This is a genomic window from Micromonospora sp. L5 (genome assembly GCF_000177655.2).
In the GTDB taxonomy this organism is placed as follows: Bacteria; Actinomycetota; Actinomycetes; order Mycobacteriales; family Micromonosporaceae; genus Micromonospora; species Micromonospora aurantiaca.
Map to the genome: position 1 here is coordinate 4,085,535 of NC_014815.1, position 16,906 is coordinate 4,102,440.

Annotated in this window: 10 protein-coding genes; 7 read left to right on the top strand and 3 right to left on the bottom strand. The window is 74.0% G+C overall.

The genetic code is table 11. The annotated features are described in order from the left end of the window. The first annotated feature begins 2 nt into the window (after positions 1-2). Together lgt and ML5_RS19345 are read left to right on the top strand one after the other, a co-directional pair. A complete protein-coding gene (gene lgt / locus ML5_RS19340) occupies positions 3-1,244 on the top strand; it encodes a prolipoprotein diacylglyceryl transferase (RefSeq protein WP_041784224.1) in 1,242 nt (413 codons plus the stop codon). An 11-nt stretch (positions 1,245-1,255) separates the two neighbouring features. Continuing rightward, on the top strand, positions 1,256-2,443 hold the full coding sequence (locus ML5_RS19345) for an NAD(P)/FAD-dependent oxidoreductase (RefSeq protein ID WP_013287548.1): 1,188 nt from the start codon (positions 1,256-1,258) through the stop codon (positions 2,441-2,443). Between the two features lie 121 nt (positions 2,444-2,564). Here ML5_RS19345 and ML5_RS19350 read toward each other — a convergent pair whose 3' ends face one another. After that, positions 2,565-3,407, bottom strand: a complete 843-nt coding sequence (locus tag ML5_RS19350; protein ID WP_013475822.1) for a GNAT family N-acetyltransferase — start codon at positions 3,405-3,407, stop codon at positions 2,565-2,567. A 145-nt stretch (positions 3,408-3,552) separates the two neighbouring features. Here ML5_RS19350 and gltB point away from each other — a divergent pair, with 145 nt between their 5' ends. Together gltB and ML5_RS19360 are read left to right on the top strand one after the other, a co-directional pair. Then, complete coding sequence (gene gltB, locus ML5_RS19355) at positions 3,553-8,220, top strand: glutamate synthase large subunit (RefSeq protein ID WP_013475823.1); 4,668 nt, start codon at positions 3,553-3,555, stop codon at positions 8,218-8,220. Further along, positions 8,213-9,718, top strand: a complete 1,506-nt coding sequence (locus ML5_RS19360) for a glutamate synthase subunit beta (RefSeq protein WP_013475824.1) — start codon at positions 8,213-8,215, stop codon at positions 9,716-9,718. The genes gltB and ML5_RS19360 overlap by 8 nt, the downstream gene beginning before the upstream one ends. Before the next feature lie 107 nt (positions 9,719-9,825). On the opposite strand, the gene ML5_RS19365 is transcribed toward ML5_RS19360, so the two are convergent. After that, on the bottom strand, positions 9,826-11,361 hold the full coding sequence (locus ML5_RS19365; protein ID WP_013475825.1) for a M1 family metallopeptidase: 1,536 nt from the start codon (positions 11,359-11,361) through the stop codon (positions 9,826-9,828). Positions 11,362-11,558: 197 nt separating this feature from the next. Between ML5_RS19365 and ML5_RS19370 the strand changes: the two genes are divergently transcribed. The 3 genes from ML5_RS19370 (at position 11,559) to ML5_RS19375 (ending at position 15,130) form a co-directional block, all read left to right on the top strand. Then, on the top strand, positions 11,559-12,344 hold the full coding sequence (locus ML5_RS19370) for an SGNH/GDSL hydrolase family protein (RefSeq protein ID WP_013287543.1): 786 nt from the start codon (positions 11,559-11,561) through the stop codon (positions 12,342-12,344). Between the two features lie 114 nt (positions 12,345-12,458). Then, complete coding sequence (locus ML5_RS32850; RefSeq protein ID WP_013475826.1) at positions 12,459-12,671, top strand: hypothetical protein; 213 nt, start codon at positions 12,459-12,461, stop codon at positions 12,669-12,671. After that, positions 12,659-15,130 (top strand): hypothetical protein, encoded by a 2,472-nt coding sequence (locus ML5_RS19375; RefSeq protein ID WP_236619234.1) that lies wholly within the window; start codon positions 12,659-12,661, stop codon positions 15,128-15,130. The genes ML5_RS32850 and ML5_RS19375 overlap by 13 nt, the downstream gene beginning before the upstream one ends. Positions 15,131-15,305: 175 nt before the next feature. Here the strand turns inward: ML5_RS19375 and ML5_RS19380 are convergent, their stop codons facing one another. Beyond that, entirely contained in the window at positions 15,306-16,766 is a 1,461-nt protein-coding gene (locus ML5_RS19380; protein ID WP_013475828.1) for an MFS transporter, read from the bottom strand. Positions 16,767-16,906: the final 140 nt, after the last annotated feature.

Below are 16,906 nucleotides of genomic sequence, written 5' to 3' on the forward strand. Positions count from 1 at the left end.
CCGTGACCCTCGCCCCGATGACCCCACTGGCGGCCATGCCCAGCCCCAGCACCGCCGTCTGGCAGCTCGGTCCGGTTCCGATCCGGGCGTACGCGCTCTGCATCATCCTCGGCATCGTGGTGGCCTGCGTGGTCACCGAGTACCGGCTGCGCCGCCGCGGTGTGGCGCCGGGCGCGGTGCTCGACATCGCCGTCTGGGCCGTGCCCGCGGGCATCATCGGCGCGCGGATCTACCACGTGATCACCTCGCCGGAGAAATACTTCGGCGCCGGCGGTGAGCCGATCAAGGCGCTCTACATCTGGGAGGGCGGTCTCGGCATCTGGGGTGCGGTGGCCGGCGGCGCGGTCGGCGCGTGGCTCGCCGCGCGGCAGCTCGGCATCCCGTTCACCGTCATCGCCGACGCGCTGGCGCCGGGGCTGCCTTTGGCGCAGGCTGTCGGCCGCCTGGGCAACTGGTTCAACAACGAGCTGTACGGCGGGCGGACCACGCTGCCGTGGGGCCTGGAAGTGCACGTGATGGACCCGGACAACCCGGGTCACGCGTTGCGTGACGACGCCGGCAACCCGGTGCTCCAGCCCGGGCTCTACCACCCGACGTTCCTCTACGAGGCGCTCTGGAACGTCGGCGTCGCCGCGTTGGTGCTGTTCCTCGACCGTCGTCTGCGGCTCGGCCGCGGCCGGGCGTTCGCGCTCTACGTGATGGGCTACACGGCGGGCCGGTTCTGGATCGAGCTGATGCGCACCGACGAGGCGAACCTGATCCTCGGCGTACGCCTCAACGTCTGGACCGCCGCGCTGGTCTTCCTCGGCGCGCTCGCCTACTTCATCCGGGTCCGCGGTCCCCGCGAATACCTGGTGCCGGTGGGCGAGCCGGCCCCCGCGACCGGCCCGGCCGGGGACGTGTCCCAGGTGGACCTCTCCGCCCGGGAGGCCGCCGAACGGCCGGCCGCGCCCGAGGGCTACCGGGTGGTGACCGAGGAACAGTTCGACGCGTACCGGCAGACCGGTGTGCTGCCCCCGGTCGACGACGAACGGCCGGAGGTCACCACCGGGGCCGACGCCGCCACGGACGACGCGGACGAGGCCGGACGCGCGAGCACCGGCTCCGCCGCCACTGAGGGTGCGGACGCCACCGGCCGCGCGGACGCGGACGGCGACGACACGGACCCGGAGCGGGCCGACGCGGAGCGCACGAACGCCGGCCGGGCCGACAGCGGCGGGCGCCCGGCGGACCGGGACAGCTGAGCGGGGGAGTCATGCGCAGCGCGGTGGTGGTCGGCGCCGGCCTCGGCGGAATGGCGGCGGCCGGTGTGCTGGCCCGGTCGGGCTGGCAGGTCACGCTGCTGGAACGCGCCGACCGGGTCCGCCCGGAGGCGACCGCCGTGGTGCTCTGGCCCAACGGGGTACGCGCGCTGCGCGCCCTCGGTCTGGGCGACGGGCTCGACGCGATCGCCACCCCGCTGCCCGACGGTGGCGTGCGCCGCCCGGACGGGCACTGGCTGGTGCAGGCCCGGTCCACGCCGGCCGAGCGGATGCCGGTGGTGGTGCACCGGGAGGACCTGCACGACGCGCTGATCGCCGGCCTGGGTGACCGGGTCGAGCTGCGTACCGGGGTGACAGTGCGGACCGTACGCGCGGCGTCGGGCGAGCGTCCGGCGGTGGGCGACGGCCGGCACACCTACGAGGCGGACCTGGTGGTGGCCGCCGACGGCACCGACAGCGAGATCCGGCGGCACCTCGCCCCGGAGACCGCCGTGGTCAGCTCCGGGTGCGCGGCCTGGCGGGCGGTCATCCCCTGGTACCGGGCCCCGCAGTTGCCCGACGACCAGCCGGTGCACGGCGAGACGCTCGGCGCCGGATACCGCTTCCTGGCCGCCTCGCTCGGCGAGCGGGGCACCGCGGGCGCGTCCCGCCGGGGCGGCGTCTACTGGGTCGCCACCGCCGCGGGCGCGCCCCGCCCCGAGCCGCCGGAGATCCAGCTCGCGCTGCTGAAGCGCTGGTTCGCGGGCTGGCCCGCCCCGATCGGCACGCTGCTGGAGGCGACCGACCCGGAGGACGTCGTCCAGCAGGAGATCCGCGAGCTGCGCCCGCTACCGAAGGCGTACGGCTTTCCGGCCGGTCCGGGCGGCGTGGTGCTGCTGGGCGACGCCGCGCACGCCATGCCGCCGCACCTCGGCCAGGGCGCCTGCCTGGCGTTCGAGGACGCCGCGACGCTGGCCGGGCTGCTACGGGAGTCGCGGCTGCCTGACGCGGTGACCGCGTACGACAGGTTGCGCCGCCCCCGCGCGGCCACGATGGTCCGGCAGACCCGGCGGATGTCGGCGGTCCTGCAGGCCCGGGGCCGGCTGGCGCTGCGCGCGCGGGACGCGGCTCTGGGCACGATCAGCCCGCGCCTGCGCAACACCGCCGCCGCGGCGGCCGCCGCCTGGCAGCCGCCGTCCTGACCGTCCGCGCGCGGCCTGTCCGCGTGCGGACGTCCCTCGGGCGGCCCGGCTCCCCGGCGGCCCGGCCCTCAGTCGGCGCGATCCCCGGGCGATCGGCCCGGCCCGACAGCCGGGTAGGTAGTCAGATGACGGCGGCGGGCTCGGCGATGCAGGCGGTGCCGATCCGGCGGAATCCGACCCGCAGGTAGACGCGGGCGATGTCCTCGCTGCCGGCGCTCAGGAAGATCAGGTCGGTGCCGGCGGCGCGCAGTTCCCGCGCGAGCGTGGCGGTCACCGCCGCGCCCAGTCCGCGCTGCCGGGCGGACGGCAGCGTGGCCACCCCGGCGATCTCCGCCACGTCGTCGACCCGCATCGCCATCCCGCTGGCGAGCGCGCCCTCGTCGAGCGTCTCGGCGAGCACCGAGATGCGCCGGCCGTCGGCGACCCGGGTCGCCTCCTCCTCCAGCGCCGCCACGTCCAGCTGGGCGAGGGCGGCGTCCCGTTCGGCCGGTCCGGCGTCGCCGCGCGCGGTGCCGCCGTTGGCGAAGCCGACCGCCGCGACGGCCCGTCGCAGCGCGATGTCCCCCGCGAAGCCGGCGTCGCCGGGGTCCAGCACCCGCACCGGTACGTCGCTGAACGTCCCCGGCTCGGGCAGCCGCTCCGGCTCCAGCAGCATCAGCGGCGCCTCCAGCACGCTGAGCCCGGCCGAGCGGGCCACCGCCAGCAGGTCGGGCTGGTGCTCGTGCACCCACTCGAACGCCTCCGGCAGGCCCAGCTCCCGCTGCCGGGCGCGGACCGCTGTCACGTCGGCGAGCGTGGGATGCTCGGTGGCGTCGATCCGGGGCCGGGCGTAGAACGGCCAGCCGTCCCCGTCGCGGACGAACAGCACCAGGGTGCCGTAATCCTCGGTCCGGGCCCCGTCGCGGGGCACCGCGTCGTAGAACCGCTCCAACCGGTCGAGTACGTCAGCGCGTGCGAGATCCACCGCGCGAGACTACACGTCCCAGCATCTGGAAGTGTGATCAATCTGAACTGGCCTTGCGCCGGAAGCCCTAACGTAGACTCAATAAACCGCAGAGGGCCGACGTCGTCCCCATCATGATCCATCCTGAGTGACGACAGGAGGCCCGGTGGCCTTTCCGTACCCTCACAGCCCGCAGTCGGCCCCACAGGCGACCGGGCTCTACGACCCCGCGTACGAGCACGACGCCTGCGGTGTGGCCTTCGTGGCCGACCTGCACGGGCGGCGCTCGCACCAGGTCGTCGCGAACGGCCTCGGGGCGCTGTGCCGGCTGGACCACCGGGGCGCCCGGGGCGCGGAGCACAACACCGGGGACGGCGCCGGCATCATGATCCAGGTGCCGGACGCGTTCCTGCGCGGCACCGTCGACTTCCCGCTGCCCCCGGCCGGCCAGTACGCCACCGGCCTGGTGTTCCTGCCCGACGACGACGCGGCCGAGGCCCGCGCCCGCCAGGTGGTCGACAAGTACGCGCTGGTCGAGGGCGCCGACGTGCTCGGCTGGCGCGAGGTGCCGACCGACCCGTCCGGCCTGGGCGCGACCGCGCTCGCGGCGATGCCCCGGGTCCGGCAGCTGTTCGTGGCCGCGCACCGGCTGACCGGCTCGCCGGACGGCCCGGCCGGCTCCCCGCTGACCGGGCTCGACCTGGACCGGGTGGCGTTCTGCCTGCGCAAGCAGGTCGAGCGGGAGACCGCCGAGCGGGGCGTGCCGGCGTACTTCCCGTCGCTGTCCGGCCGCACCATGGTGTGGAAGGGCATGCTCACCCCGGACCAGCTCCCGGCGTTCTACCCGGAGCTGACCGACGAGCGGGTGGTCAGCGCCATCGCGCTGGTGCACTCGCGCTTCTCCACGAACACGTTCCCGTCCTGGCCGCTGGCGCACCCGTACCGCTTCATCGCGCACAACGGCGAGATCAACACGATCCGCGGCAACCGGAACTGGATGCAGGCCCGCGAGGCCTTGCTCCGGAGCCCGAGCATTCCGGGCAACATCCGCCGGGTCTTCCCGGTGTGCACACCCGCGGCGTCCGACTCGGCCAACTTCGACGAGGTGCTCGAACTGCTGCACCTGGCCGGGCGGAGCCTCCCGCACGCGGTGCTCATGATGATCCCCGAGGCGTGGGAGAACGACCCGGACATGCGCGCCGACAAGCGCGCGTTCTACCGCTTCCACGCCAGCCTGATGGAGCCGTGGGACGGCCCGGCGTCGGTCGCGTTCACCGACGGCGAGATCGTCGGCGCGGTGCTGGACCGCAACGGCCTGCGGCCGGGCCGCTGGTGGCACACCGCCGACGGCCTGGTGGTGCTCGGTAGCGAGGCGGGCGTGCTCGACCTCGACCCGGCCACCGTGGTCGCCAAGGGCCGCCTCCAGCCGGGCAAGATGTTCCTTGTCGACACCGTCAACGGCCGGATCGTCTCCGACGACGAGATCAAGACCGAGCTGGCCGCCGAGCAGCCGTACCAGGAGTGGCTGCACGCCGGCCTGATCGAGCTGGACGACCTGCCGCCGCGCGAGCACACCGTCTACACCCACGACTCGGTACGCCGCCGCCAGCAGACGTTCGGCTACACCGAGGAGGAGCTGAAGATCCTGCTCGGCCCGATGGCCCGCAGCGGCGCCGAGCCGATCGGCTCGATGGGCACGGACACGCCGATCGCCCCGCTGTCCACCCGGCCGCGTCTGCTCTACGACTACTTCCATCAGCTCTTCGCGCAGGTCACCAACCCGCCGCTGGACGCCATCCGGGAGGAGCTGGTGACCAGCCTGGCGTCCACCATCGGGCCGGAGGGCAACCTGCTCGACCCGGGCCCGGCGAGCTGCCGGCAGATCGTGCTGCCGTACCCGGTGATCGACAACGATGAGCTGGCCAAGATCCTGTCCATCGACGAGGACGGCGACCTGCCCGGCTTCAAGGCGGTCCGGGTCTCCGGGCTCTACCGCCTGCGCGACGGCGGCGCCGGCATCAAGGCGCGGCTGACCGAGATCTGCCGGCACGTGTCCGAGGCGATCGAGGACGGCGTCCGCATCCTGGTGCTCTCCGACCGGGACTCCAACGCCGACCTGGCGCCGATCCCGTCGCTGCTGCTCACCGCCGCGGTGCACCAGCACCTGGTCCGCGAGCAGACCCGTACCCAGGTGGCGCTGATCGTCGAGTCCGGCGACTGCCGCGAGGTGCACCACGCGGCGGTGCTGATCGGGTACGGCGCGGCGGCGGTCAACCCGTACCTGGCCTTCGAGTCGGTGGAGGACATGATCTCCACCGGCGTGCTGGCCGGCGTGGACCGGGTCAAGGCCGTCCGCAACTACGTCAAGGCGCTCGGCAAGGGCGTCCTGAAGATCATGTCCAAGATGGGCATCTCGACCGTGTCGTCGTACTGCGGCGCGCAGGTCTTCGAGGCGGTCGGCCTGGACACCCGCCTGGTCCACAGGTACTTCCGGGGCACCCCGAGCACCATCGGCGGCATCGGCCTGAACGAGATCCACGCCGAGGTGGCGGCCCGGCACGCGCGGGCCTGGCCGGCACCGGGCGCGCAGGCCACCGACCGGCTGGAGGTCGGCGGCGAGTACCAGTGGCGCCGCGAGGGCGAACTGCACCTGTTCAACCCGGAGACGGTCTTCCTGCTCCAGCACGCCACCCGCAGCCGCCAGTACGACGTGTTCCGGCAGTACACCGCCAAGGTCGACGAGCTGGCCGCGCAGGCGGGCTCGCTGCGTGGGCTGTTCACGCTGCGCACCGGCGTACGCCCGGCGGTGCCGCTGGACGAGGTCGAGCCGGCCTCCGAGATCGTCAAGCGCTTCGCCACCGGCGCCATGTCGTACGGGTCGATCTCGGCGGAGGCGCACGAGACGCTCGCCATCGCGATGAACCGGCTCGGCGGCAAGTCCAACACCGGCGAGGGCGGCGAGGACGTCGAGCGGCTGCACGACCCGGCGCGGCGCTCCGCGGTCAAGCAGATCGCCAGCGGCCGGTTCGGCGTGACAAGCGAATACCTCGTCAACGCCGACGACCTCCAGATCAAGATGGCGCAGGGCGCCAAGCCCGGCGAGGGCGGGCAGCTACCAGGCAACAAGGTCTGGCCGTGGATCGCCCGGACCCGGCACGCCACCCCCGGCGTCGGCCTGATCTCCCCGCCGCCGCACCACGACATCTACTCCATCGAGGACCTGGCCCAGCTCGTCCACGACCTGAAGTGCGTCAACCCGGCCGCCCGGGTGCACGTCAAGCTGGTCAGCGAGGTGGGCGTGGGCACCGTCGCGGCGGGCGTGGCCAAGCTCAAGGCCGACGTCATCCTGATCTCCGGGCACGACGGCGGCACCGGCGCGTCCCCGCTCAACTCGCTCAAGCACGCCGGCACCCCGTGGGAGCTGGGCCTGGCCGAGGCGCAGCAGACGCTGCTGCTCAACAAGCTGCGCGACCGGGTGACGGTGCAGGTCGACGGCCAGCTCAAGACCGGCCGGGACGTGCTCATCGCGGCGCTGCTCGGCGCCGAGGAGTTCGGCTTCGCCACCGCGCCGCTGATCGTCGAGGGCTGCGTGATGATGCGGGTGTGCCACCTGGACACCTGTCCGGTCGGCATCGCCACCCAGAACCCGGTGCTGCGTGAGCGCTTCACCGGCAAGCCGGAGTTCGTGGAGAACTTCTTCCTGTTCCTCGCCGAGGAGGTCCGCGGCTACCTGGCCGAGCTGGGCTTCCGCAGCATCGACGAGGCGATCGGCCACACCGAGCTGCTCGACGTGGCCGGCGCGATCGACCACTGGAAGGGCCACGGGCTCGACCTGAGCCGTGTGCTGCACCTGCCGGAGCTGCCCGAGGGCGCGGCCCGCCGGGGCGTACGCGCCCAGGACCACGGCCTCGACGCGGCGCTGGACAACCGGCTCATCGAGCTGGCCGGGCCGGCGCTGCGCGACAGTACCCCGGTGCGGGTCGAGGTCGAGGTCCGCAACGAGCACCGCAGCGTCGGCGCCATGCTCGGCGGCGAGGTGACCCGCCGCTTCGGCGGCGACGGGCTGCCCGACGACACGATCGAGTTCCGGCTGCGCGGCACCGCCGGCCAGTCGTTCGGCGCGTTCCTGCCGCGCGGGGTCACGCTGCGCCTGTACGGCGACGCCAACGACTACGTCGGCAAGGGACTGTCCGGCGGCCGGATCGTGGTCCGGCCGGACGCCGACGCGCCGTTCGTCGGCGTGGACGCCACGCCGGGCCGCCGCGCCGAGGACCAGATCATCGCCGGCAACACCATCCTGTACGGCGCCACCGGCGGCGAGGTGTTCCTGCGCGGCCGGGTGGGGGAGCGGTTCGCGGTGCGCAACTCCGGCGCGGTCGCGGTGGTCGAGGGCCTCGGCGACCACGGCTGCGAGTACATGACCGGCGGCACCGTCGTGGTGCTCGGGCCGACCGGGCGCAACTTCGCCGCCGGCATGTCCGGTGGCACCGCGTTCGTGCACCGGCTCGACCAGCGGCTGGTGAACGCCGAGCTGGTCGACCTGTCGCCGCTGCGCGACGAGGAACGCGACCGGCTGCACGAGCTGGTCCAGCGGCACTTCGCCGAGACGGACTCGGCCGTCGCCGAGGACCTGCTCAAGCGCTGGCCGCAGGCGGTGGAGGAGTTCACCGCGGTGGTGCCCCGCGACTACCGCCGGGTCATGGAGATCATGCGGGCCGCCGAAGCCGCCGGCCGAGACGTCGACGACGCGGTGATGAGCGCGCTCAGCGTGCCGTCGGCCGCGCCGGTACCGCCCGCGCCCCGGGCGGTCGCCCAGGAGGTGGCTCGTGCCTGACCCGAACGGTTTCCTGCGCTACGACCGGCGGCTGCCGGCCCGCCGTCCGGTGCCGGTGCGCATCTCCGACTGGCGCGAGGTCTACCCGCCGGCCGGTGAGGAGCTGATCCGCGAGCAGGCCACCCGGTGCATGGACTGCGGCATCCCGTTCTGCCACGACGGCTGCCCGTTGGGCAACCGCATCCCGGACTGGAACGACCTGGTCCGCACCGGCAACTGGGACGCCGCGGTGGAGTCGCTGCACGCCACGAACAACTTCCCCGAGTTCACCGGCCGGCTCTGCCCGGCGCCGTGCGAGGCGGCCTGCGTGCTCGGCCTCGGCGGCCAGCAGCCGGTCACCATCAAGCAGGTCGAGGTGGAGATCGCCGACGCGGCGGTGGCCCGCGACGGCCTGCGGCCCCGGCCCGCGTCCGCCCCGACCGGCCGGTCGGTGGCGGTGGTCGGCTCCGGCCCGGCCGGGCTGGCCGCCGCGCAGCAGCTCGCCCGCGCCGGTCACACGGTCACCGTGTACGAGCGCGACGACGCGATCGGCGGCCTGCTCCGCTACGGCATCCCCGACTTCAAGCTGGAGAAGCAGCACATCGACAAGCGGCTGGCCCAGCTCACCGCCGAGGGTGTGCGGTTCCGGACCGGTGTCGAGGTCGGCGTCGACGTGACCGCCGAGCAGTTGCGCGCCGAGCACGACGCGGTGCTGCTGGCCTGCGGCGCGTTGCAGGGCCGGGACACCCCGGAGACGCCCGGCCGGGAGCTGCGCGGCGTGCACCAGGCGATGGCGCACCTGGTCGCCGCTAACCGGGTGGTGGCCGCCGCCGGGGACGGGCGGCCCGCGCTCGCCACGTTGCCCGACGGTACGCCGATCGACGCCGCCGGCAAGCACGTGGTGATCATCGGTGGTGGCGACACCGCCGCGGACTGCCTCGGTGTGGCGCACCGGCAGGGCGCGGCCGGCGTCCACCAGCTCGACCTCTACCCGGAGCCGCCGTCGGAGCGGGACGCGGAGCGCGACCCGTGGCCGACCTGGCCGTGGGTGCTGCGCAACTACCCGGCGCACGAGGAGGGCGGCGAGCGGGTCTTCGCCGTCGCGGTGCAGGAGTTCGTGGACGACGGCACCGGCCGGGTGCGCGCGGTCCGGATCGCCGAGGTGACCGTGGAGAAGGTGGACGGTCGCCGCATCGTCACCCCGCTGCCCGGCTCCGAGCGGGAGATCCCGGCCGACCTGGTGCTGCTCGCCATCGGTTTCGAGGGCACCGAGGAACAGCCGCTGCTGGCCCAGTTCGGGGTGACCCGCAATCGCCGGGGCGCGATCGACTCCGGCCCTGACTGGCAGGCCGCCGACGGCGTTTTCGTCGCCGGTGACATGCACCGGGGGGCCTCGCTGATCGTCTGGGCGATCGCCGAGGGACGCGCCGCGGCGGCGGCGATCCACGCGTACCTGGGTGGGGTGGGCGAGCTGCCCGCCCCTGTCGACCCGGCCCGCCAGCCGCTCGCCGCCAGGTGAAAGGAAGGGCCCCCTCTTAACGCCTCAGGTAGAGGAGGGGGCCCTTCTTAACATCCGCCGCCGCGCGGCGCGCTGTCCGCGGACGACGCGCAGCGCGGCGGCGGATGTCAGCGGCCGAGCAGGTCGTGCGCGGCCCGGATCTTCGCCCACGAGGCCGGCTGCGCCGGTGCGGCTGTCGTCCGCGCGGCGGTCGCCACGTCGGGCCGGCCGGGCGTGAACAGCCAGGTGGTGAACACCGCGTCGAGATCCCGTCCGGAGATCCGCTCGGCGAGCGCCTGGAACTGCGCGACGGTGCCGTTGCCGTACTGCCGCTTGGCGGTCCAGGTGCGCAGGATGCGGAAGAACGCGGCGTCGCCCACGGCGAGCCGGATCTGGTGCAGCGCCATCGCGCCGCGGTCGTAGACGGCGGCGTCGAAGATCCCGCTCGGCCCCGGGTCGCCGGGGCGCACCTGCCAGAACTCGGAGTCGGCCGGGTAGCTGTCGTAGGTGAAGTCGAACAGCTCCTGCGCGGTGCCCTCGCCCTCCTCCTCCGACCAGAGCCACTCGGCGTACGAGGCGAAGCCCTCGTTGAGCCAGATGTGCCGCCAGTCCGCCACCGACACCGAGTCGCCGAACCACTGGTGGGCGTTCTCGTGCACCACCACGTACGTGTTGGCGCCGCGCCGCCAGAAGCCGGGGCCGTAGACCGGGCGGGTCTGCGTCTCCAGCGCGAACCCGATGCCGTCGACCGGCCCGGCCACGCCGCCCTGCGCCTCGAACGGGTACGGGCCGAACAGCCCGCTCTCCCAGTCGACGATCTCGGCGGTGCGTTCGATGCTGGCCCGGGCGGCGGGCAGGCGCTCGCCCAGCGTGGTGCTGTACGCGTTGACCACCGGCTGCCCGTTCGGCGCGGTGCCGGTGACGATGTCGTACTGCCCGATGGCCAGGAACGCCTGGTATGTGGCGCCGGGCTTGACGCTGCGCCAGCTCCACCGGGTGCGGTTGCCGGCCTCGGGCAGCGGGTCGCGCGGCTGCACGCCGTTGCTGATCGCCTCGACGCCGGTCGGCACCGACACCGAGACGTCCCAGGTGGCCTTGTCCTTCGGGTGGTCGTTGCTCGGGTACCACCACCAGGCCGACTCGGGCTCGTTGACGGCGAGCGCCCCGTCGGCGGTACGCGTCCACGCCGTGTAGCCGTAGACGGTGGTCTGCGACGGCACGCCGGCGTACCTCACCACGACGGTGAGCTGCTGGCCCTTCGTCAGCGGCCGGGCCGGAGTGATCACCAGCTCGTGGTCGCCGGCCCGGGCGAACCCGGCGACCCACCCGTTCACCCGCACCGACTCGACGTCGAGGGCGAAGTCCAGGTTGAACCGGGACAGGTCCTTCGTGGCGGTGGCGAGGATCGTGGTGGTGCCGCTGAGCCGGTCGGTGGCCGGCTCGTAGCGCAGCCGTATGTCGTAGTGGCCGACGTCGTAGCCGCCGTTGCCGTAGTCGGGGAAGTAGCTGTCGCCCAGCCCGGGACTGCCCGGCGTCGGGGTGGCCGCCGCGGGTTGCGGCCGGCCCCAGCCGGTGGGGGCAGCCTGGCCGGGGGCACCGGTCACTGTGGTGCCGGCTGCGGTGAGGGTCAGGGCGGCGATGGCCGCCGTGAGTGCGCGTCGCACGGTGGGACTCCCTCCGTCGGGTGTCGTCACCGTCAAACTAATCGACACATGTGAACGTATCTGTCCTGTCCGGCCGATCGGGGCTATTCAATTTCGACGAATGTTTCGATAGCATTACCGACCAGTAACAGCACCGATCCCTCGGCCACGCGCGCGGTCAACGGGCTCCACCACCCCTGCCCCGTGGAGGCTCTGCCATGCCCCGTCGCGTCCGTACCGTGTTCGCCGCCCTCCTGGCGGCCGTACTCGGCGCCGTGCTCCTGCCCGGCGCCGCCCGGGCGGCCACCGTCAACTACGTCGCCCTCGGCGACTCCTACTCCTCCGGGGTCGGCGCCGGCCCGTACGACCTGTCGACCTGCCTGCGCAGCCAGAAGTCGTACGCCCCGCTCTGGGCGGCCGCCCATTCGGTCACCAGCTTCAAGTTCCCGGCCTGCGGCGGCGCGGTCACCGCCGACGTGCTGGCCAACCAGGTCGGCCAGCTCAGCAGCAGCACCACGCTGGTCACCATCACCATCGGCGGCAACGACGCCGGCTTCGCCGACGTGATGACCAGTTGCCGCTTCGGCAGCACGTCCAGCTGCGAGAGCGCGGTGAACGAGTCGAAGGCGTTCGCCACCGCCACGCTGCCCGCCCGGCTCGACGCCACGTACACCGCGATCCGCAACCGGGCCCCGAACGCCCGGCTGGTGGTGCTCGGCTACCCGCGGCTGTTCGAGACCGGCTCCTGTGGACTGCTCGCCATGAGCAGCTACAAGCGCACCATCCTCAACCAGGCCGCCGACACGCTCAACGGCGTCATCTCCGGCCGGGCCGCCGCCGCCGGGGGCACCTTCGTCGACGCGCGGCCGTTCTTCGCCGGGCACGGCGTGTGCGCCGCCGAGCCGTGGATCCGCGACGTCAGCGGCGTCATCGAGGCGTACCACCCGAACGCCAACGGCTACCGCTACGGCTACCTGGCCGCGCTGACCGCCGCCATCGGCTGATCCGCACGCGAGGAGGGCCCCGCTCGACACCCGTCCGTCGAGCGGGGCCCCGCCGTGCCGGGTTGCATCGAACGTCGACAATGGTGCGACACCGCATGCGACCCGGAGGTGACCATGCGTGAACCGGCGACCCGGCCGCGGCCGGTCCGCGAGCAACTCCCGGCCGGTGGCCCGGAACTGCTCACCCTGCTGGCCCGGCTGCTGCGGCGTCCACGCCGCGGCGACCGCCGGCTCCCGCTGCTCTGGCTGGTCCGGCCCACCGGGGACGGCGCGGTCGCGGCCCTGCTACGGCGTTTCGCGGCGCGCCGGGCCGGGTGCCGCACGTAGTGCTGGACCTGACCGGCCGCTCGGCCGGCGACGACGTCGCAGCCGTGCTGCGCGAACTGCACCGGCAACTCTCAGTGGAGGCGTTCGGCGCGCCCCGGCTGCGGTTCCGGCACTACCCGCTGGCCGACTGGCTGATGCACCAGACGCTCGCCGTGGACCTGGACGCCGCCGACAGCGGCCGGGCCGCGCTGGTCCGCCGGCTGCGGGACTGGCGGGGACGGCGGACCGGTGACGACCCCCAGGTCGGCGGCGACTCCGGCCTCGGCGCCGCGCTGCACCTGCTGCTCTGGCTGCTGTGGCGGGCCGTGCCCGGCGTCGTGTTCCGGATCGCCGTCTCCGGCCGGGTGCCGCTCGTCGGACGGCAGTACCGCTGGTTCATGCGCCAGCAGTACCTGGCGCCCCGGCAGTCGGTGACGTTCCTCGGCTTCGCCGAGCGGCTCACCGCCGGCTGGCGCGACGGCGAACACCCGGCCCAGGTGGAGAAGCTGCTGCTGCACGCGTTCCTGGAGGACCTGCGCCTGGCGTACCGGCGGCGGTTCTGGCGGCCCGGGGACTGGCGCCGCACCGCCTATCCGTTGCTGGTGCTCGACGGCGCGCGGCCGGACAACGTCGGGCACACGCTGGTCCGGCTCGTCGACGAGGTCCGCAACGAGACCGGCCGCAACGACCCGCTGCTCGTCGTCGCGGTCGCCGCCGACCCGCCGCCGGAACCGGCCGCTTCCCGGCCGCTGACCGAGGCCGAGGAGGCGTACGAGGAGTGGGCCGAGGCGCTGCCGGAGAACCGCCGGCTGCGTCGCTCCGGCGCCTGGCTGATGCTGCTGGAGGCGGACGACCGGGACGTCGACGCCCCGGTGGGAGGCGTCCCGCCGGCCCTTGTCGCACCCGACCCGCCCTGGTGGGCGCGGCGGTTCCTGCCCGCCGCGGTGGCCCTGGCGCTCGTCGCCGGGCTGGGCGTGTGGGCGCACGGGCGGTGGGCGCCTGACTGCCGCCCCTGGCCCACCGACCGGGTCACCGTCCGGCTCGTCGGCGGCGAGTGCGTCGGCTACAGCGACACCGCCGGGCAGGTCTTCAACAGCGAACCCGGGCAGGACCGGCTGCGCGCCGTGCAGCGGCGCATCTTCGCCCAGAACCGGGCCGCCGAGGAGGTGTGGCGGCGCAGCGAGCACCGCCGCCCCTACCTGACGCTTGTCTACCTGGGCAGCCTCACCGGCAACCGGACCCGCGCGGACGAGGAGTCCTACGTCTCCGAGCGGGAGGAGCTGGAGGGCATGGCCACCGCCCAGTACGCCCTGCTCCAGGAGTCGGCGGCAGCGGACGACGCGGCGCTGCTGCACATCGTGGTGGCGAACGCCGGGCGGCAGATGCGGCACGCCGACGACGCGGTGCGGATGCTGGAGGGGCTGGCCCGCGACGACCCCACAGTGCTCGGCGTGGTCGGGCTGGTGGACAGCCGCACCAGCACGGCGGCGGCGCTGCGCGAACTCAACCGGGTCGGCCTGCCGGTGCTCGCCCCCACGCTGTCGGCCGACCGGATGGACGCCAACTCCAGCCTCTACCTGGCCATGTCGGCGCCGAACCGGGACCAGGCCCGGATGGTCGAGGCGTACGCCCGGCAGGTGCTGCGGGCGGGGGAGGCGCACGTCTACTGGACCACCGGCGAGGGCAGCTCGCTCACCGACGACCTGTACGTCGCCACCCTCGTCGACGGCCTGCGGGAACGCTTCGGCGACCGGATCACCCGGCTCGACGAGTGGCGCAGCGGGCGGCGGCTCACCCAGGAGTGCGGCTACCCGGGGATGCTCTTCTTCGCCGGCCGCTGGTCGGAGTTCGACGGGTTCATGCGCGCGCTCAAGGAGTGCGGCGCGAATCCGCCCCGGCACCTGGTCGCCGACGACTCGGTGAACCGCTACATGGCCAACCCGGGGCTGCGCGCCAGCGCGCCGGGCAACCTGCCGGTCACGTACGTGTCGAAGGCCGCGCTGGCCACCTGCGCGTCGCTGCGGGCCGCGCAGGCCGGGCGCGACGACGCCCGGGGCAGTTTCCTCACCTGGATCGGCGCGGACGGCCTGCTCGACCCGCCCCGATGCCGCGCCGGGACCGGCCCGCCGGTCGGCGAGCGGGTCAGCCTGGCCTACGACGCCACCATGATGACGGTACGCGCGCTGGAGAGCCTCGCCGCCCGGCTGCGCCACGCCGACACCGGCCGCCGCTGGGAACCCCGCTCGGTCAACCCGGTCGGGGTGCACGCCGAGGTGCTGCGGCAGAACGCCGCCGGCGGCTACCCGGGGGTCAGCGGCCTCATCCGGTACGCCCCGGACTCAGGCGAACCGGTGGCGAAGCGGCTGGCGCTGCTCACCGTGGCGAAGGTGCCCGACGTGGACGCCGCCCCGGTCGAGGTGTTCCACTGCGGCGTGGCCGACACCGGCCCCGACCCCGGCTGCCGCGTCGCACCACGCTAGTGCGCAGCCGCCATTCGTGATCATGGTTGGGGTTCGAGGTCGCCGTGCTGGGCAGCCAGGCAGGCAAGGATCATTTCTCGCGCCGCTCGGACCGTAGCCGCGAAGGCGGCCGGCACCGCGGAGCCCCGCCCGGCACGCGCCGGGCGGGGCTCTCGTCTGCTCGTACCCCTTGAGGTCAGCGGGCCGGGACCAGCTCCGCGGCCGGCACCGGCGCCAGGTCCGGCACCGCCGGCCCGATCCGCCGCCGGGGCCACCGGCGGCGACCGGAGGGTACGGCGAGCGCGGCCAGCGCCGCGGCCACCGAGATGCCGGTGAGCAGCAGGAAGCCCGCCGTGAAACCGGCCTCCCGGGGCAGCCCGCTCGGCTGCGGATTCGCGGTGATCACGGCACTGGCGAGCGCCGCGCCGATCGCGCCGCCGATGGTACGGATGTTGGCGTTCATGCCGGTTGCCGCGCCGGTCTGCCCGGCCGGCACGTTCGCCACGATCAGGTTGGCCATCGAGGCGAACGCCAGCCCGATGCCGACGCCCACCAGACCGCCGGCGATCCCGACCTGCCAGCGGGTGTCGTGCGCGACGGTCAGCATGGCGGCGGCCGCCACGTTGAACACCGCGCCGGTGCTCAGCTGCGCCTTGGCGCTGAACCGGGACTGCAGCCGTCCGGCCAGCAGGCCGGCCACGAACATGCCGACGAGCATCGGCAGCATCAGCAGTCCGGCCTGGGTGACGCTGGCGCCGAAGCCGTAGCCGGCGCTGGTCGGGATCTGCGCGAACTGCGGCAGGAACGCGTAGACGGCGAACATCGAGGCGCCGTAGAGCAGCCCGACGAGGTTCGTGGTCCAGACCGCGGGCAGGCGCATCATCCGCAGGTCGATCAGCGGGTTCGCGGCCCGGGCCTCGGTCGCCAGCCAGGCGGCCGCGAGCGCCGCGGCCAGCGCCAGCAGCCCGACCACCCGGCCGGAGCCCCAACCCCACGCGGCGCCCTTGCTGACCGGCAGCAGCAGCGCCACCAGCCAGCCGGACAGGAGTACGGCGCTGAGCCAGTTGATCCGGCCCGGGGTGCGTACCGGCGAGCGCGGCACGAACCGGTGCGCGGCGAGCGCGGTCAGCCCGACCACCACCAGCGGGATCCAGAACAGCCACCGGTAGCCCAGGGTGGCCACGATCGGCCCGGCCAGCACCACGCCCAGCCCGCCGCCGACTGCCACGACCGCGGAGATCGAGGCCACCGCCGAGCTGACCCGGGCGGCCGGGAACTCGTCGCGGATGATGCCGAACGAGAGCGGGAAGACGGCGCCGCCGATGCCCTGCACCACGCGGGCGGCGATCAGCACGCCGATGCTGGGGGCGACGGCTGCCAGCAGGCAGCCCAGCGCGAGCGCGGCGAGCGAGAAGACGAGCGTCTTCTCCTTGCCGACCATGTCGCCGATGCGGCCGACGATCGGCGTGAAGACGGACGCGGAGAGCAGGTACGCGGTGAGCACCCAGGTCACCGTGTTGGGCGAGGTGTGCAGGTCGTGCTGGATGGTGGGCAGCACCGGCGTGATCAGCGACTGGAGCATCGCGAAGAATCCGGTGCCGGCGGCCAGCACGAGGAAGGTGAGTCGGCGCGAGCCGCGCCCTGATGAGTGGATCATGTGGGAGAACTCCCCGTTGTCGGTACGAGACTGGTGGCCGCTCGCGCAGTCGTGCGGCGGTGGCGGCCGGGTCGTGCGGGCGCTCAGCGGTCGGCGGGCATGGTGGGACCTCCCGGGTCCGTGTCGTGGCGCGAGGATCG

Coding starts and splice junctions, on each gene's coding strand:
- ML5_RS19345 (WP_013287548.1), top strand. CDS start 1,256: ATGCGCAGCGCGGTGGTGGTCGGCGCCGGCCTCGGCGGAATGGCGGCG.
- ML5_RS19370 (WP_013287543.1), top strand. CDS start 11,559: ATGCCCCGTCGCGTCCGTACCGTGTTCGCCGCCCTCCTGGCGGCCGTA.
- ML5_RS32850 (WP_013475826.1), top strand. CDS start 12,459: ATGCGTGAACCGGCGACCCGGCCGCGGCCGGTCCGCGAGCAACTCCCG.
- ML5_RS19380 (WP_013475828.1), bottom strand. CDS start 16,766: ATGATCCACTCATCAGGGCGCGGCTCGCGCCGACTCACCTTCCTCGTG.